The sequence below is a fragment of the Streptomyces sp. SDT5-1 genome (assembly GCF_052245995.1).
Lineage (GTDB): Bacteria > Actinomycetota > Actinomycetes > Streptomycetales > Streptomycetaceae > Streptomyces.
Genome location: NZ_CM125963.1, coordinates 265,268 through 283,433, shown reverse-complemented (window position 1 = coordinate 283,433; position 18,166 = coordinate 265,268). Strand labels below are relative to the sequence as shown.

Here is an 18,166-nt window from a genome sequence, read left to right as displayed (position 1 = left end):
TGGTGCGTGTCGCGCCAGGTACTGACGGTCGGCCCCGGTTCGGGGGACCGCTACCGGACCATCGGTGAGGCACTCGCGGCCGCCCGGACCGGCGCGCTCGTGAGCGTGCGGCCCGGGACGTACGCGGAGAATCTGGTGATCTCCACCAGGGTCACCCTCACCGCCGCCGAGGGACGCGGCACCGTGGAGATCCGGCCGCGCACCGGCAGCGTGATCGCGCTGCGCGCCGACGCCGTGATGGTCTCCGAGGTGACCCTGCGCGGCGGCGACCCGGAGCTGCCGACGGTGGACGTGCGGCGCGGCCAGGCCGCGTTCGACGGCTGCGAGATCGTCGGCGCCGCCTGGACGGCGATGCTGGCGGGCGGCACCGGTTCGCTCGCCCTGCGCGAGTGCCGGGTCGGCAACTCCCAGGGCGCGGGCGTCGTGATCACGTCGACCTCGCCCACCACGGTGGAGTCCTGCACCTTCGAGCACCTCGGCACCAGTGGCGTGGTCCTCGCCGAGCAGGGCGAGGCCCGGATCCGCGACTGCACGGTCCGCGACGCCCGCGGCAACGGCATCCTCGCCAACGGCGACTCCCGCGGCACCGTCGAGGACTGCGACCTGTCCTCCACCGACAAGCCCTCGCTCGCCCTGGAGCAGAACTCCGCCCTCACGGTCATCCGCACCGTCGTGCACGACACCAGCACCGGTGTGCACCTGAGCAGTTCGGGCCGCACGACCCTGGAGGACGTCCGTGTCACCGGGGCGTCCGGGACCGGGATCGCGCTGGCCGCGGGTACCGACCCGGTGCTTCGCCGCTGCCGTGTCTCGCGCACCCGGGGCCACGGCATCCTGGTCACCGACCGGTCGCGCGGCACCTTCGAGGACTGCTGGGTGGACGGCGCGCGCGGCGCCGCCCTCCGCGTCGCCGGGGCCGCGTCACCGGCGCTGACCGGCCTGACCGTGCGCGACGCCGACGGGACCGGGCTGCTCCTGGAGGAGGACGCGGCCCCCGAGCTGGACCGCCTGGAGGTCATCGGCGGCTCGCCCGCCGTCGCCGTACGCGGCGGCGCCAACCCGATGCTGCGCCGCGCCCGCCTCGTCGAACCGGACGGCGACGGCATCACGGCCACCGACAGCGCCCGCGGACGCGCCGAGGACTGCGAGATCCTGCGCCCGAACGGCGCCGGGGTCCGGGTCGCCGCGGGCAGCACCCTCTACCTGGCGGGTGGTGGTGTCTCCGACGCCGCGGGGAACGGTCTCGTCGTCGAGGACGGCGGCAACGTCACCGTCCGCGACTTCCGCGTCGAGACGCCCGCCGAGGACGGTGTGCTCGTCACTGCGGGAGGCGAACTCACCGCCAACCGCACCACCGTGCACGCCGCGAAGGGCCACGGCGTGCTGCTCCGCGAGGGCTCGCTCGCCTCGCTCAGCGGCTGCGAGGCCAACGGCGGCGCCCAGGACGGCTTCCGCGTGGAGTCCACCGCCCCCGTCTCGCTGGTGAACTGCGCCGCCCGGGAGAACGAGGGCGGCGGCCTCGTGCAGACCGCCCCCGGCGAACGGCTCGCGGTCGAGGGCCTCAACAGCACCGACAACGGCAAGCGCGACGCCTGGGGCAGCGGCAGCGCCGAGAACACCGACCCGGCGGGATCGGGCGCGGCCGACGCGCCGCCGCCGGACCGCGCGGACGGCCCGCTCGGCGCGCTCAACGCACTGATCGGCCTCGAGAACGTCAAACAGCAGGTCGGGACGCTCGTCAGCCTGACCCAGCTCGCCCAGCGCCGCGAGCAACTCGGCATGACCGCACCGCCGATGAGCCGACACCTGATCTTCGCCGGGCCGCCCGGCACCGGCAAGACGACCGTCGCCCGGCTCTACGGCGCGATCCTCGCCGAACTGGGCTCGCTGCGCAGCGGCCACCTCGTCGAGGTGTCCCGCGCCGATCTGGTCGCCCAGGTCGTGGGCGGCACCGCCATCAAGACCACCGAGACCTTCGAACGGGCCCTGGGCGGCGTGCTGTTCATCGACGAGGGGTACACCCTCGTCGCCGACAGCGGCAACGGCGGCGCCGACTTCGGCCGGGAGGCCGTCGACACCCTCCTGAAGCTCATGGAGGACCACCGCGACGACGTGGTGGTGGTCGCCGCCGGGTACTCCCGCGAGATGGAGTCGTTCCTGGCCTCCAACCCCGGCCTCGCCTCCCGCTTCTCGCGCACCGTCGAGTTCGAGAACTACTCGGTGCCCGATCTGGTCGCGATCATGGAGAGCATGTGCGCCCAGCACCAGTACGAGCTGGGGGAGGGCACGGCGGAGGCGCTGGCCGCGCACTTCGAGGCGATGCCCCGCGACGCCGGGTTCGGCAACGGCCGTGCCGCGCGCGGGGTCTTCGAGGAGATGGTCGACCGGCAGGCGGTCAGGCTCGCCACACAGGAGCAGGTCGGCGAGCACGATCTGCGGCTCCTGCTGCCCGAGGACGTGTCCGACAAGGCCGCCCCGCAGGCCGGCGGGAGCGGGGCGCAGGAGGACGACCCGCTGACCCGGCTCGGCGACATGGTCGGCCTGTCCGAGGTCAAGCGCGACGTCGCCGACCTCGTCAACCTCATCACCACGGCCCGCCACCGCGCCGCCGCCGGACTCCCCGTGCCCACGCTCAGCCATCACCTGGTCTTCACGGGCCCGCCCGGCACCGGAAAGACCACGGTGGCCCGCCTCTACGGCGAGATCCTCACCCAACTGGGCATCCTGGAGCGCGGTCAGATGGTCGAGGCGGCCCGCGCCGACCTCGTCGGCCGCTACATAGGACACACCGCCCAGCTCACCAAGGAAGTCTTCGAACGGGCCCGAGGTGGCGTCCTGTTCATCGACGAGGCCTACACCCTCACCCCGCGCGGCGGCGGCGCCGACTTCGGCCAGGAGGCCGTCGACACACTCCTCAAGCTCATGGAGGACCACCGCGACGAGGTCGTCGTCATCGTCGCCGGATACACCGACGAGATGGAGCGCTTCCTCGGCTCCAACCCCGGCCTGTCCTCGCGCTTCCCGCGCCGGATCGCCTTCGCCGACTACACCTCCGAGGAACTGGTCACCATCGTGCGCGCGCAGGCCTCCGCCATGGGCTACGAATGCGGCCCCGGCACGGGACCGCTGCTCAAGGAGTACTTCGACGCGCTGCCCAGGGACCGCTCCTTCGGCAACGCCCGGCTCGCCCGCCAGGTCGTCGACTCGATGGTCACCCGGCAGGCGGGACGCCTCAGCTCGCTGGCCTCGCCGACCCTGGACGACCTGCGCATCCTGCTGCCCGCCGACGTCGCCACCGCCGAGCCGAAGGCGGCACCCCGATGAGGGACACCGCCCGCGCCCTGTCCGGCGCCGTCCTCGCCGCCGCCCTGCTCATGCCGGTGACCGCGCCCGCGCAGGCCGCCCCGCAGCGCCCGTCGGCGGCGGACGACGGCAAGGGGCAGGCGCTGCCCGCGATGCCGTCCACGCTCGACACGAAGGACGGCAGCGCCTCCTGCGTGCCCGCCTCGAAGGAGCGGGCGAAGAAGCAGGACTGGTCCCGCCAGCGCCTCGACCTCGACAAGGTGCGCCGCTACGGGACGGGGGCGGGCGTGACCGTCGCCCTGATCGACACCGGGGTCGCGCCCGACGCCGCGGGGCTCGACGGCCGGGTCACCGCGTCCGGCGCCGCCGCCGACGACTGCGTGGGCCACGGCTCCTTCCTGGCCGGTCTGATCGCCGGTGACGGCGGCGGAAACCCCCGGCTGGCGGGCGTGGCCCCCGGGGCAAAGATCCTCGCGCTGCGCGGCACCGACAAGAACGGCCGCGCCGACGCCTCCCTCGTGACGTCCGCGGTCCGGGCGGCGACCCGGGCCCGCGCCGGAGTGATCGCGATCGGAGTGGCGCTGCCCCGCCGCGACAAGGACCTGACCCGCGCCGTCGCGGAGGCCCGCAAGGCGGGCGCCGTCGTGGTCGCCGCGGCCACCCCCGACCCGCCGAAGACCCTCGGCGACGACAAGGTGCCCGCACGCCGCTACTGGCCGGCCGCCGAGCCCGGCGTCCTGTCGGTCGCCGACATGCTGCCGAACGGCTCCCGGCCGAAGGGCGCGCTGCCGACCGAGGGCGTCGACCTGGCCGCGCCCGGCGCCGGAGTGGTGTCGGGCGGCGCCCGAGGCGGCGGCCACTACCTCGGCGGCGGCTCATCGGCGGCCACCGCGTTCGCGGCCGGTGCCGCCGCCGTGGTGCGCGCCGCACGCCCCGACGACGCGGCCACCGAGGTGGTCCACCGGCTCACCTCCACCGCCTACCCGGCGGACATCCCGCAACTCGACCCGTACGCGGCCGTCACCACGGTCGTCGGCGACCGCAAGGCGTCCGGTTCCGCTGGCTCCGAGCATGCCGCCCAGCCGGTGGCCGTGCGCGACACCTCCGACACCGAGCGGGCCACCGGCCGAGCCACCTTCCTGCTGCTCGGTGGCTCCGCCGTCGTCCTCCTCGTCGTATGGCTGGCGTTCGCGCTGCCCCGGGCCCGCGCCCGCGGCTGGCGCCCGGCGGGACCGGGCGAGCCGGGCACGGACTGAACGCGCGGGGTCAGCCCTCCTGGCCCGGCAGCTCGTCCATCAGCGCCGTCTGCATCAGCCGCGCCTTGCGGCGGGCGATGTGCAGGGCACGGCCCGGCGGCAGGTTGAGCGGCTTCGCGTTGCCGAACAGGCGGCCCTCGGTGGGCGGGCAGGACAGCAGCACCGCCGGGTTGTTGGCCTCGTCCAGGCGACGGATCAGGCCGTCGCTGAGACCGCGGCCCGCGCCCATCGCGCCGCGGGCGACGACGATGTGAAGGCCCATCTCGTAGCCGAGCGTCAGATGCTCGAAGAGCGGCTCGAAGGGGTTCTGGAACGAGCTGCCGGACACCATGTCGTAGTCGTCGATCAGGAGGAACAGGCGCGGGCCCGTCCACCAGTCGCACTGGCGCATCCGGGCGGGCGCGATGTCCGCGCCGGGCACCCGGGTCTTGAGCGCGCGGGCCGCGCCGTCGACGGTCTCCGTCAGATTGTCCAGGGAGATCACGTGCCCGATCCGGTACTCGGCAGGGATGGCGTCCACCAGGGTGCGGCGGTAGTCCACCGCGATGATCTTCGCCTCGTTCGGCGCGTACCGGCTCACGATGCCGTCGGTGACACGGCGCAGCAGATTCGTCTTGCCGCTCTCGGTGTCGCCGACGACGATGAGGTGCGGAGTGCGGCTGAAGTCGTGCCACACCGGTTCCAGGGCGTCCTGGTCGATGCCGAGCGGAAGCCGAAGCCCGCCGCCCTCCGTGCTCTCGGGCGCCGGGAGTTCGGACAGCGGGAGGCGGTGCGGGAGCATCCGGACCTCCGGGGCGCGGGCGCCCTTCCAGGCGCGGGAGATCTCGGACACCAGGTGCGAGACACCGTCACCGAGGTCGTCGAGGGAGCCGCTGCCGTCGAGGCGGGGCAGGCCCGCGAGGAAGTGCATCTTGCTGTCCGCGGTGATGCCCCGGCCGCCGCTGCGCGGCACCGAGCGCGCCTTGCGGGTGTCGATCTCCGAGTCCATCGGGTCACCCATCCGCAGTTCCAGGCGGGTCGCCGACTGGTCACGGACCTGCGCGGACAGCTCCACCCAGCGAGTGGTGGTGACGACGAGGTGGATGCCGTAGTTCAGGCCGCGCGCGGCGAGTTCGTTGAACTTCGGGATCAGCTCGTCGTAGTCCTGCCGGACCGTCGACCAGCCGTCGACCACCATGAACACGTCGCCGAACGGCTCGTCCGCGAACTCGCCCGCGGCCCGGCGGCGCCGGTAGGACTGCATCGAGTCCAGGGTGTGGTCCACGAAGAACTGCTCGCGCCGCGCCAGCAGTGTCATCACCTCGGACACCGTGCGCTGCACCCGCTCCGGGTTGAGCCGCGCCGCGACCCCGCCGACGTGCGGAAGACCGGCGAACTGGGAGAGGCCGCCGCCACCGAAGTCCAGGCAGTAGAACTGGATCTCGCGTGGTGTGTGGGTCAGCGCCAGCGCGGCGATCAGCGTCCGGGCCAGCGTCGACTTGCCGCTCTGCGAACCGCCCGCGATGGCGACATGGCCGCCCGCCGCCGACAGGTCCACCACCAGCGGGTCACGGCGCTGCTCGAACGGCTTGTCCACCAGGCCCACCGGGACGCGCAGCTTGCCGGTGCCCGGCCACTTCGCCGCCGTGAGCCCGCGCTCCTCGTCGGGCACGACCCCGCCCAGGAGTTCGTCGAGCGGGGACGGCGCGCCGAGCGGCGGCAGCCATACCCGGTGCGGAGCGGGACCCGAGCCGCGCAGCCGGTCCAGCGCCACGTCGAGCAGGGTCTCCTCGTCGCCGCCCTCCTCCTCGGCCACCTCCGGCTCGGGCGGAGCCTCCAGGGTGCGGGGCACCACCCAGCCACTCGTCCACTGCACGACCTGGCTCGCCACGCGGGCCTGCACGACGGCGCCCGTGCGACGGCGATACGTGCCCGAGGAGTACGCGGCACGGAACCGGGTCAGCGACTCCACACCGGACTTGAGGTACCCGCTGCCGGGCTGGGCCGGCAGCTCGTAGGCGTCCGGGACACCCAGCACACCACGGCTCTCCATGGCCGAGAAGGTGCGCAGACCGATCCGGTACGACAGGTGGCTCTCCAGCTGGTGCATGCGTCCCTCGTCGAGACGCTGCGAGGCCAGCAGCAGATGAACACCGAGCGAACGTCCCAGACGGCCGATCATCACGAAGAGGTCCATGAACTCGCGGTGCGTGGCCAGCAGTTCGCTGAACTCGTCGACCACGACGAACAGACTCGGCAGCGGCTTCAGATCGGCTCCGGCCGCGCGCGCCCGCTCGTACTCCAGGACAGAGGTGTAGTTCCCTGCGGCGCGCAGCAGTTCCTGGCGGCGGATGAGTTCGCCGTGCAGGGCGTCCTGCATGCGCTCCACCAGCGCCGCCTCGTCCGCGAGGTTGGTGATGACGGCCGCGGTGTGCGGCAGTTCGTCCAGGCCGAGGAAGGTGGCACCGCCCTTGAAGTCGACGAGGACGAAGTTGAGTGTCTCGGAGGAGTTCGTGAGGGCCAGGCCGAGGACGAGGGTGCGCAACAGCTCGCTCTTGCCGGAGCCCGTGGCACCGATGAGCATGCCGTGCGGGCCCATGCCGCCCTGCGCGGACTCCTTGATGTCGAGCTCCATCGGCCGGCCGTCCTCGCCGACCGCGATCGGAACGCGCAGGCGGCCGCTGCCGGTGTGCCGGTCGAACAGCGTCTGCGGATCGTGCCGGTGCAGATCGGGGATGCCCAGCAGGGTCGTCAACTCGACGTCGGAGTCGAGGGGTTGGGACATGTCGCCGCCCAGACTGATCCGGCGCGGCGCGAGGAGCCGGGCCAGCGCCTCCGCACCGAGCACACCGAGCCGGTCCGGTGTGCCGAGCGGCACCGAGCGCTCCTTGCGGCTGCGGTCGGTGCGCACCAGATTGACCCGGCCCTGCCCGACGGTCAGACGCAGGGTGTTGCGGCCGGGACGCCAGCGCAGCGCGCCCGAGACATCGAGCACCAGCGCGTTGCGGTACCCATGCCCCTCCCAGCGGTGTCCCTCGGGGACGTTGACACCATCCAGGACGACGACCGTGTACGGCTCGTCGCGTCCGGGGCGGCCGTCCGGGTCGAAGCCCGGCCGCTCGGCGAACTCGGCGCCCAGCAGGTCGTCCAGCTCGGTGATGTCACCCGTGATCCGGCGGACCTGGCCCGCGCCGTCCTCCTCGTGCGGGTGCAGCACGTGCGGGAGCCACTTGGTCCACTCCCAGTCGGCCCGCCGCTCGTCACTGACACACAACGCCAGCCACAGCTCCTCCGGAGCGTGGAAGACCGCGAGCTGACCGAGCACCGCCCGCACCAGGTCACGTACCGCATCGGTGTCCTCATCGCCGTCCGGGCGCAGCAACACCCGTGCCGAGGACCGCAGATACAGGCCGAGCGGCTGGTCGGGGACGGTGGAGTACGCGCGGATGAAGCGGCGCAGCGCGTGCGCGCACAGCGGCTCCAAATCCTCCACGGGCCGGGTCGAGACCGGCTCCAGGGTCACCGCGAGCTGCTGCTCGCCGACCGCGATGCGCACCTCGCCGAAGTCCTCGTCGGCGGGCCGCCGCTCCCACAACCGGGACGTACGGGCCACCGAACGCAGCGAGGAGGGCTCCGGATGCCGCCAGGCCAGCGCCCGCTGCTGCTCGACGATGGTGGTACGGACCCGCTTGCGGATCTGCGCCAGGTAGCGGAGGTAGTCGCGCCGCTCGCCCTTGAGGCGTTGCTTGCGCTCACCGGCGCGGCGCATCAGCTGCCCGAGGAGCATCGCGGCGGCGGCGATCACCATCACGCCCATCGCCAGATACATGAAGATGCCGTTGCTGCCGCCGGTCCGCAGGAACATCAGCATCATCGACACGGACATCAATGCCATCGGCAAATAAGTCCATATCGCCGATGTGTCCGGAACGGTCTCGGAGAGAACCGGAGGCTCCTGCAGGGTCAATTGCCCGTCGGGCATCTCCGGGCCGCGCCTACGGGCCGGACGGCGAAACAGCACCACACTCAAGGAACAGAACCTCCGGTTTCACTGACTTTCCGGCAGCAAGTCCGCACCAGACAAAGGGAGTCCGGTCGACAGTGCGATCCGGAGGGCGTAGGCAGTAGTCTGCATTCACGGAACGCGCCCTGTCCACGCGGGGTGAGGTCAGCGTCGACCGCGGTGCCGAATTCCATTGCCCCGACCCGGCGTTCGGGACCGAGCGCGCTTTCCGTAGTCTTCACACATCCCTCTCGGAGAAGTTCCTCTCGGGGAAGTCCTCCGGCAAAGCCCCCACGGAAGACGAGAGTTCAGCCGATGACCGACAGCGTCGTGGCCGCACTGTGCCGCCTGACCGTACGTGCGCCGAACGTCTCCGTCGACCTGGCCGTCCCCGCCGACGTGCCGGTCGCCGACCTGCTGCCCACGCTGCTGCGTTACGTCGGCGAAGGCGCCGAGGAGTCCGGGCTCGACCACGCGGGCTGGGTGCTCCAACGCCTCGGCGACACGCCCCTCGACGAGGAGACCACCCTCGAACGCGCGGGCCTCGCCGACGGCGACGTGCTCTACCTGCGCCCGCACACCGAAGCCCTCCCGGAGGCCCGGCTCGACGACCTCGTGGACGGCATAGCCGACACCGCGGGCCGCCGACTGCACACCTGGCGCCCCGCGGCCTCCCGCTGGACCCTCGTCGTCACCGCCCTCGTCACCGTCGCCGCCGCCCTCGTCCTGCTGCTGTGGCCAGGCGTCACCGCCACCGACTCCACCCGCGCCGCCTGCGCCGCCGTGACCGGCCTGCTGGTCCTCGCCGGCGCCGGATCGGCGAGCCGCGCGGTCGGCGACCGGCTCTCCGCGACCGCCCTCGGCCTCCTCGTCGCCCCCTGCCTCGCGCTTGCGGGCTGGCTGCTGCCCGGAGGCGACCTCACCGGTCCCGACGCGGCGCGCGTCGCCGGAGCCCGGCTGCTCGCCGCGGGCGCCGCGGGAGCGGGCGGCGCGGTCCTCGCCCTGGCCGCCACCGCGGTCGGCGCCCCGGCCCTGTTCGCGACCGCCGTCGTCGCCGTGGCCTGCGCCGTCGCAGGCGCCCTCATGGGGTACACCGGCCTCCACACACCCGCCGCGGTCGCCGTCGTCGCCACCGTCGTCGCGCTCGCCGCAGGAGCCGTGGCGCCTTTCGCGTTCAAACTGGCCGGGATGCGGCTGCCCGCCCTGCCCTCGTCCGCGGGCCAGCTCCAGGAGGGCATCGAGCCGTACGCGGGCGACGAGGTCGCCGAACGCACCGAGCTGGCCGGACGCTGGGTCGCCGCCCTGTTCGCCGCCACCGGCACCGTCGTCGTCGCCGCCCTCGTCGTCCTCACCGAACACCCGAACCTGCCCGAGGTGCTGACCGCCGCCGCCCTCAGCCTGCTCCTGCTCCTGCACTCCCGCGGCCTCGTGCACATCGGACAGCGCCTGACCCTCGCGGTGCCGGGCGTCTGGGGGCTGCTGCTCCTCGCCCGCGCCTGGGCCGTGGACTCCGAGGGCACCGCGCGCGTCGTCGTGTTCGCGGTGCTGCTCGCCGCCGCCGCGGCGCTCGTGATCGCGGCCTGGACGGTGCCGGGACGCCGCCTGCTGCCGTACTGGGGGCGCGCCGCGGAGATCCTGCACACCCTGCTCGCGGTGGCCGTGCTGCCGCTGACGCTGTGGGTGGCGGGCCTGTTCGGCTGGCTGCGCGGCCTGTTCGGCTGAGCGACGCCCGCGACACCGGCTGAGCACATCCCGTACGTACGCGGGCCGAGCGCACGCGCGGACGGATCAAAGAAAGACGTTGAGGAGAGGCCGTGCAGTCCAAACGCGACCAGGTACACGCCCACACCTTCATGATGGGCAGGCTCAGCTCCGGCCTGCTGATGGCCGACCCCGACGCCCCCGAGAGCCCCCTCGGCCGCACCACCCGCGGAGTCGTCTTCGGCGTCCTCGCGACCGTCCTGATCGGCGCGGGCGCCACCGTCTACGGACTGCTGCGCCCCGGCGGCAACGAGAGCTGGCGCGACGGAAAACACCTGGTGGTCAACCGTGACACCGGCGCCCGCTACCTGTGGACCGACACCGACGGCGTCCTGCACCCGGTCCGCAACTACGCATCGGCGCGCCTCATCGGCGGCTCCGACCTCGCCACGTCCGACGTCCACACCCCCTCCCTCGACAACGTCCCGGTGGGCTCGCCGGTCGGCATCACCGGGGCCCCCGACTCCGTGCCCGAACCCGGCCGGCTCGACGCCGATGCCTGGCACATGTGCGTCACCGGGCCCGGCGGGGCGCTCGCCAACACCTCGGGAACCGTGTCGGACACCGGCGTCAACGAGCCCGGCGCCACCACCCTGGTGGCCGGGGCGCCGCTGGACGCCACCGCCGTCGCCGCCGACCGCGGGGTCCTCGTACGCGGACCGGACGGCACCGAGTACCTGGTCTGGCGCGGCAGCCGGCTGCCGCTCGACCGCGCGTCCGACGCCCGCACCGCCCTCGGCTACGGCTCCCAGCGCCCCATGCCCGTCTCGGCGGCCTTCCTGGACTCCCTCGCCTCCGGCCCCACCCTGAAGCCGCCCGCGAACCCGGGCCGCGGCGAACAGGGCCCCGACATCGGCGGCGAGCCCAGCCGCGTCGGCCAGGTCTTCAAGGTGAGCGTGCCCGGCGGCGACAGCACGTACCAACTGCTGCGCAAGGACGGCCTCGTGCCGCTCACCCGGCTCGGCGCCGCCCTCGTCCTCGGCGATCCGGCCACCCAGAAGGACGCCTACCAGGGCAAGTCGCCCGAGGCCCGCACCGTCGGCGCCGACGCGCTGCGCGAGCACCAGGCCAAGAACGCGGGCGCGGCCGGATCGGCGCAGCTCCCCGACGCGCCGCCCGCCCCGCAGAACACGCCGAGCGGCACCGCGCTGTGCGCCCAGACCGACGGCGGCGACGGCGGCGTCCGCATCAGGTCCGTCCTCGTCCCGCTGACCTCGCTCTCCCCGGTCGCCGTACCCGCCGGCACCGCGGGCCCGATCCGGGACGCCTGCGTCCGCACCGACGCCACCGTGGTCAGGCCCGGCCGCGGCGCCCTCGTACGGGCCCTGAACGCGAGCGGCGCCGCACATGCGGGAACCACGTACCTCGTCGCCGAGAACGGGGTGAAGTACCGCGTGCCCGACGAGAGTTCGCTGACCGCGCTCGGCTACGCCGCCGGGGACATCGACTCCGTACCGGCCCCGCTGCTCGCCGCCCTGCCGACCGGCGCCGACCTCGACCCGGACGCCGCGACCGGAGCGACCCGCGCCAAGGTGACGGCACCGGCCTGCGCCACGAGTGGAAAAGAGACACCGAACCTCAGATAAAGCTCAGAATTTCCCCCGACCGGATCCGCGCACAATGCCGCGGGCGTCCTCTTCAATGGCGGATTCTCGCCCCCGAGATGCCCGTTCGGAAGGAGCGTGTGCCCGTTTTCCGTCCGTATCACGGACCCAGGTGAACGGTTCATGTCGGGCTGCCCGATTCGGCCGTCAAGGCCGCGTTCATCTCTCCGAAACACGCCCTCAACTCGACTGCCACACACGTATTTTGGCCCCGGCTCTGATACCCGAAATCTTTCCGGCACGCGTTGCGCGGAAGCGCCGGTTCTCTTTAGCCTCAGCGAGCAACGTGCGACGAGACTCGCCCCACGAAGGGAACGCGACATGGCGGACAGCGCCGCGAGGAAAGCGGAATATGCCAAGGGTCTGGGAGGCGTCTCCTCCCTGGAGAGCGCCAGGGACCAGGTCGAGAAAATCCAGAACAACGTCGCCGAGATCGCGGCGCGTTCGGGCGTCGGCGGCGACGAGGGCCAGGCCCTCCTGAAGCTCTTCCGCAGCTGGAACGGCGAGGCGCAGAAGGTCGTCGTCCAGATCAGCAAGATGGCCGACGCCCTCCAGGAGAACGTGACCTCCGCCAACCGGCTGGCGCAGGAGAACCAGGACCTGACCGAGGTCCTCAACAGCAAGACCAGCCAGGGCGTCTTCGAAGCGCTGCGCTGACACCCCCCACCGTAGAGGAGACGTCATGGCCGACGGCATCATCGATGTGCAGTACCCCAAGGTGCGGCAGGCGATCGAGGAACTGAGCGAGCAGACCCAGCACATCATCACGACCCTGAACAACCTCGAGGACGAGCTCAAGCCGCTCATCGCCTCCTGGGAGGGCGCGGACCAGGAGATGTACCGCGGGGTCCAGGCGGAGTGGGACCAGGCCACCAAGAACATGGCCCAGCTCCTCGGCGACAACGGCGAGCTGATCCAGAGCATCCACGACAACCACTCCCGTGACGAGCGCAGGAGCGCCGACAACTGGGGCAGTGTGCGCGCCCGTTGAGTCGTACCGGGCCCCGGTGACATGGCCGGGGCCCTTGCGCGGGGCGCCCGTCGGGCCACCCCGATCCCCGTCAGGCAGCAACCGGCAGGAGGCGTCCCATGGCCGACGACAAGGCCGACGTCACGCATTTCGACCTCAAGCAGATGGAGAACTTCCGGGACCACGAGGTGCAGCCGGTGTACACCAAGGCGAAGAAGCACCGCGAGGACGGCGACGGCAGCAGCGTCCGCCCGCTCGGCGAACTCATCGACGGACACACCACCGCGGACAACCTCTCCCAGGACCAACAGCTCCTGCGCCTCGGCAAGATGAACAAGGAGCCCCTCGTCTCGGGCCCCACGCTGATCGAGGGCATCACCACGGCGGCCACCGCGATCGACAAGCTGCTCGGTGACCAGATGGACCTGTTCAAGGAGCTGAAAGAGGCCCTCACGGACACCATCGACGAGGCCGAGAAGACCAAGGACAAGAACCTCGACGCGATCGACGCGCAGACCCTGCTCCAGAAGTTCGAGGACGTCGACACCCTGACCTCCGGCAGCTCGGGCACCGACGACGAGACCAGCTGACGACCGTAGAGAAGACGAGAAGGGGCGCCCGGTGGCGGAGCGGTACGACAAGGACTCACGGGACAACATCGGCGAGTTCAAGGACGCCAAGGACCCGCAGAGCGACATCTGGGCCAACCTGGTCACGCACATCACGGGCTACCCGGTGCCGGACCGCTCCACCGTCTTCGACACACTCCGCTCCGACCACGGCGGCAAGCTCTTCCGGATGGACATCCAGGAGCACAGCCTCAGCAACGCGGTCAAGGACTCCGGGTTCCTCCAGAACAGCGGCGAAGACTACGACATCTACTTCTTCGACAGCGGCAAGAAGACGGTCATCAAACAGGCCCGCATCGTCTTCGAAGGCCGCGTCAAGTCGGGCGACGAGATCCACTTCGCCGACCCCGGGAGCGACAACTACGCGGACGCCTCGGTCAGTTCGGGCAACGACTTCACCGACTACAACAAAGACAAGATGAGCACGGTCACGCTCGCCCGGTACATGAACGGGCCGCGCGAGGCGCTCATGAAGCTGCTGGCCGGCGGCACGGGCGACGCCCGGTTCAGCAACGTGGGTGTGCCCGAGGAAGCCGCCGTCGACCTCGACTCCTTCGACCGCACCGGGGAGTCCTTCGACTACGCCGCCAAGTTCTTCCGCGAGACGAAGGAAGTCCTCGAGGACTGGGAGAAGCGGTTCGGCGGCGACGGCGCGAGCTGGAAGGGCGAGGCGGCCGAGGTCTTCCGCAACCTGCTCAAGAAGGTCCGCGAGAACTACGAGAACTACATCGAGACCTTCGACGAGACGGCCGGCGAGGGCGACGCGACCGGCAACGGCGCCACCGTCTACTCCCGGGCCCTCTCCCTCGGCCGCACGTACCTCGAGAACTCCGCCAAGGAACTCCTCCAGGCATGGAGCAAATGGGCCAACTCCCCGTACTACGACCCGCTTCAGGTGCTCCGCTACGTCCTGGACGACCTGGCGATGTGGGTGGACGAGCACAACGTCGCCCAGACGGAGATCCGGACGACGACCAGCATGTACTCCTCCAGCACGTACCACACCCCGAAGGACGGCTTCACCCAGAGCCACCCGGAGTACGGCGACCTCACGAACATCGAGAACTGGGCCAAGGTCGGCGACAAGGCCGTCAAGATCTGGAACCAGGGCATCGACGAGTACCTCGGCGAACCGGCCCGCACGGTGCAGTCGAACCTGAACAACCACTTCCTCGACCTCTCCAAGGACTTCTCCGGCAACGTGCCGGAGCCCAAGTCGACGAGCACGGCCTCCGACGACTACGAGAAGCAGCAGGCGGAGGAGGAGAAGGACCGGATCGAGGAGGAGAACGAGAAGAACCGTCAGGCCCAGGAGGACCTCCGCGACGAGCAGAACAAGCAGCGCGAGGAGGACAGGGCCTACCAGGAGAAGCTGCGCAAGGAGCAGGAAGAACAGCGCAACGAGGACAAGGCCTACCAGGACGAGCTGCGGAAGGAACAAGAAGAGCAGCGCAAAGAGGACAAGGCGTACCAGGAGGAGCTGCGCGAGGAACAGCGCAAGCAGCAGGAGGAGGCCCAGCGCGAGGCCGACCAGCAGGCCAAGGACCTCCAGAACAGCCTCGGTGACATCAACGGTGGTGGCGGTGGCGGCGACCAGAGCCTCGACAAGCTCGACGAGTACCTGAAGCAGAACGGCCCCACGACCGAGAACCTGGGCAACCTCGACGGCCTGAACGGCGGCGGTGGACAGAACCCGGTCACCGAGAGTCTCGGCGATCTGGGCGACCTGAACGGGAATGGCAACGGCGGCGCCGATCAGCAGCTCGGCAACGGCGACACCCAGGGGCTCGGCGGCAACCCGAACATCCCGGTGACGCAGAGCCTGGGCAACCTCGGGGGCCTCAACGGGGGCGGCGGCAACGGCCTGAAGACACCGACCGGCGGCAGCACCCGCCTCGACGGCAACAAGCTGACCACCGACTTCGACGACGGCAGCCGGACCTCGTTCGACCCGGCGACCGGGGAAGTCACCACGACCAACCCGGACGGCACGACCACGACCACGGACCTGGGCGACGGCCGCTCGCTGACCAACCCGGACGGCTCGGTGACCTCCCTGGGCGACGACGGCAAGCTGACGACCACGTTCCCCGACGGCACCACCCAGACCGTCGACCCGGGCACGGGCCAGAGCCTCACCACCAACCCGGACGGCTCCACGCACACGGACAACCTCGGCAGCCTCCAGGGCCTGAACAACGACGCGAACACCAACGGGGCCAACCTCAATGGCGCCGACATCGACGCCGCGAACGACGCGATCAACGAACAGCTCGGCGGCGGCACCCTCGACACCCCGACCGGCGGCCACACCCAACTGACCGACAACGGCGACGTGTCGACCGACTTCCCGGACGGCAGTACGTCATCCTTCGACCCGGCCACCGGCGAAGTCACCACCACCGACCCGAACGGCGGGACACACACGGTCGACCTCGGTGACGGCCGCTCGCTGACCAACCCGGACGGCTCGGTGACCTCCCTCGGGGACGACGGCAAGCTGACGACGACATTCCCCGACGGCAGCAGCCAGACCGTCGACCCGTCCAACGGCCAGGCAACCACCACGGACCCGAGCGGTCACACCACGACCAGCAACCTCGGGAGCCTGGGCAACATCAACGGCGGCAGCGGATCGAACGACCTCGGCGGTATCGGGGCCGACATCCCGACCACGTCGGACTTCGGCAGCTTCGGCGACCTCAACAGCGCCAACAGCCTGGACACCCCGACCGGCGGACACACCGGCATGGACGGCGACGACTTCGCCACCACGTTCCCCGACGGCGGGCACTCCTCGTTCGACCCCGACACAGGGGCGCTCACCGTCACCAACCCGGACGGCACCACGACGACCACCGACCTCACCCACGGCGCCTCGGTGCACAACCCGGACGGCTCCACGACCACGCTCGACAACGGGCAGCTCACCACGACGTATCCGGACGGCAGCAAGCAGACCATCGACCCGGACACGGGGATCGCCACGACCACGGACCCCCAGGGGCACACGGAGAAGGTGAATCTGCACGACCTGAACAGACGCGGAGGCGTCGGAACGAGTGGGCTCGGTGGGTCGGGCGGCTTGGACGGGGTCGGCGGACTGGGCGGGTCGAGCGGCTTGAGCGGGACGGGTGGCTTGAATGGGACGGACGGCTCGGGCGGGGCGAGCCCCGGCACCGAGACCGTCACCTCGTCCCTGGGCGACGTGTCGGGCGCGGTCGGCGGCAGCGGCCACGTGGCACCTCTCGCGGACAGCACCACCGGCGCCTCCGCACTGAACGGCGGAGCCGGAGTCGGCGGCGCCCAGCAGCCCGGCGCACCAGGAGCCCCCGGTACGCCGGGCACGCCCGGGATGCCGATGGGCGGCGCCGGCGGCATGGGGGCGGGCGGCGCCGACAAGGGCAACGGCGAACGCGTGCGTGCCGTCCTGGTCGACGCGGCCGAGGAGAGCGAGCGGCGCAACCGCCGTCGGCGCAACCCGTGGAACCGCCAGGAGGACAGCGACACCTTCCTCGCCCCGGCCCCGCGCGTCGCGACGACCACCGGCGAAGGTTCCGAGCAGGACGCGGACACCACAGGCCGACGGGCCACGACCAGCTCCGCCGACTACCTGGAGGAGGACGCGGACGTGTGGGGCACCGACGAGGGTGGCGCCCCCGCGGTCATCGGACGGTAGGCGTCGAGACGAACACCACTCGCCCACGACTTCCGCGGCACGACCCTCACCAGGCAAGATCATGAAGGTAGTTGAGACACCGACAGCACGAACAGACCGACGCGGAAGGGCTGGTGGGCCGGCAATGGCGGAACCGCTGGAGAAGCGCCTGGAGAAGGCGATGGTCGAGCTCCAGGAGGCCCAGGAGGCCATCGCGCGCACCGAGCGCGAACTCCGGCAGGCGTCCTTCTCCGTGCTGTCCTCCGACCGGGCGGTCCGCGCCACCGTCGGCCCCCAGGGCGAACTGACCGGGATCGAGTTCCTGGAGAACAAGCACCGCGACATGTCACCCCAGGAACTGGCCGCGAGCGTCCTGGAGGCGTCGAGCGCGGCACGCATCAAGATGAACCGGCATGTCATGAAGGCGATGGCACCGTTCGCGGAGCCGAGCAGCAACGTACCGGAGCTGAAGGGCTTCGAGCTGGACTGGGAGCGCATCTTCGGCCCCGAGGTGCTGCAGGACGACGAGGACACCGCACGCGACGACACCCGGACCGCCACACCCGCCTGGCGTGACGCGCTCGGCGAGGACGGGGAGGACTGACGGATGGGACAGCGGTACTACGTCGACCCGCAGCGCATCGAGGCCTGCACGGGCCAGCTCGAGGAGATCGCGACACTCGTCAAGAGCATGACCGAGGAGTTCCTCGACGGCCTGGCACCCACGGTCAACTGGCCGGGCCATGAAGGCGAGTTCGCCGAGAAGGCCAGACCGCAGGAGCAGAAGGAGCGGCAGACCACCAAGGACACCATGATGTCCATCAGGGACGCCCTGGTGGGCATCACGGACTCCACGCTCAGCCAGGTCGAGATGATGAAGCGCACCCGCGACCAGAACATCGAGGACGTCGAGCGCGGCAACAGCCGCATCGAGACCGACGGACTCGGCGACGGCGTCGGCGTCGATGTCGACGGTGTCGGCAACCGCGGTCACCGCTGACGG

General features: G+C 71.4%; 11 protein-coding genes. 10 read left to right on the top strand and 1 reads right to left on the bottom strand.

Annotated features, from left to right (window positions below):
• The first annotated feature begins 6 nt into the window (after positions 1 to 6).
• Entirely contained in the window at positions 7 to 3,324 is a 3,318-nt protein-coding gene (locus ACTWJ8_RS01305) for a right-handed parallel beta-helix repeat-containing protein (RefSeq protein ID WP_443262446.1), read from the top strand.
• Positions 3,321 to 4,559: a S8 family serine peptidase gene (locus tag ACTWJ8_RS01300; RefSeq protein ID WP_443262445.1), complete on the top strand. Its 1,239-nt coding sequence runs from the start codon at positions 3,321 to 3,323 to the stop codon at positions 4,557 to 4,559. The genes ACTWJ8_RS01305 and ACTWJ8_RS01300 overlap by 4 nt, the downstream gene beginning before the upstream one ends.
• Positions 4,560 to 4,569: 10 nt before the next feature.
• Here ACTWJ8_RS01300 and eccCa read toward each other — a convergent pair whose 3' ends face one another.
• A complete protein-coding gene (eccCa, locus tag ACTWJ8_RS01295) occupies positions 4,570 to 8,520 on the bottom strand; it encodes a type VII secretion protein EccCa (protein ID WP_443265154.1) in 3,951 nt (1,316 codons plus the stop codon).
• Positions 8,521 to 8,856: 336 nt separating this feature from the next.
• On the opposite strand from eccCa, the gene eccD reads away from it, so the two are divergent.
• The 8 genes from eccD (at position 8,857) to ACTWJ8_RS01255 (ending at position 18,163) form a co-directional block, all read left to right on the top strand.
• The gene (gene eccD / locus ACTWJ8_RS01290) at positions 8,857 to 10,263 is read left to right on the top strand and encodes a type VII secretion integral membrane protein EccD (RefSeq protein WP_443262444.1); all 1,407 of its coding nucleotides are present in this window, start codon (positions 8,857 to 8,859) and stop codon (positions 10,261 to 10,263) included.
• Between the two features lie 92 nt (positions 10,264 to 10,355).
• On the top strand, positions 10,356 to 11,888 hold the full coding sequence (gene eccB, locus ACTWJ8_RS01285) for a type VII secretion protein EccB (RefSeq protein WP_356382109.1): 1,533 nt from the start codon (positions 10,356 to 10,358) through the stop codon (positions 11,886 to 11,888).
• Between the two features lie 339 nt (positions 11,889 to 12,227).
• A complete protein-coding gene (locus ACTWJ8_RS01280) occupies positions 12,228 to 12,563 on the top strand; it encodes a hypothetical protein (protein WP_443262443.1) in 336 nt (111 codons plus the stop codon).
• 25 nt (positions 12,564 to 12,588) lie between these two features.
• The gene (locus ACTWJ8_RS01275) at positions 12,589 to 12,897 is read left to right on the top strand and encodes a WXG100 family type VII secretion target (protein ID WP_356382114.1); all 309 of its coding nucleotides are present in this window, start codon (positions 12,589 to 12,591) and stop codon (positions 12,895 to 12,897) included.
• A 98-nt stretch (positions 12,898 to 12,995) separates the two neighbouring features.
• On the top strand, positions 12,996 to 13,466 hold the full coding sequence (locus tag ACTWJ8_RS01270; protein WP_356382117.1) for a type VII secretion system-associated protein: 471 nt from the start codon (positions 12,996 to 12,998) through the stop codon (positions 13,464 to 13,466).
• 31 nt (positions 13,467 to 13,497) lie between these two features.
• On the top strand, positions 13,498 to 17,184 hold the full coding sequence (locus ACTWJ8_RS01265) for an AAWKG family protein (protein WP_443262442.1): 3,687 nt from the start codon (positions 13,498 to 13,500) through the stop codon (positions 17,182 to 17,184).
• 124 nt (positions 17,185 to 17,308) lie between these two features.
• Positions 17,309 to 17,767: a YbaB/EbfC family nucleoid-associated protein gene (locus ACTWJ8_RS01260; RefSeq protein WP_443262441.1), complete on the top strand. Its 459-nt coding sequence runs from the start codon at positions 17,309 to 17,311 to the stop codon at positions 17,765 to 17,767.
• A 3-nt stretch (positions 17,768 to 17,770) separates the two neighbouring features.
• On the top strand, positions 17,771 to 18,163 hold the full coding sequence (locus ACTWJ8_RS01255; RefSeq protein WP_356382126.1) for a hypothetical protein: 393 nt from the start codon (positions 17,771 to 17,773) through the stop codon (positions 18,161 to 18,163).
• Positions 18,164 to 18,166 lie beyond the last annotated feature (3 nt).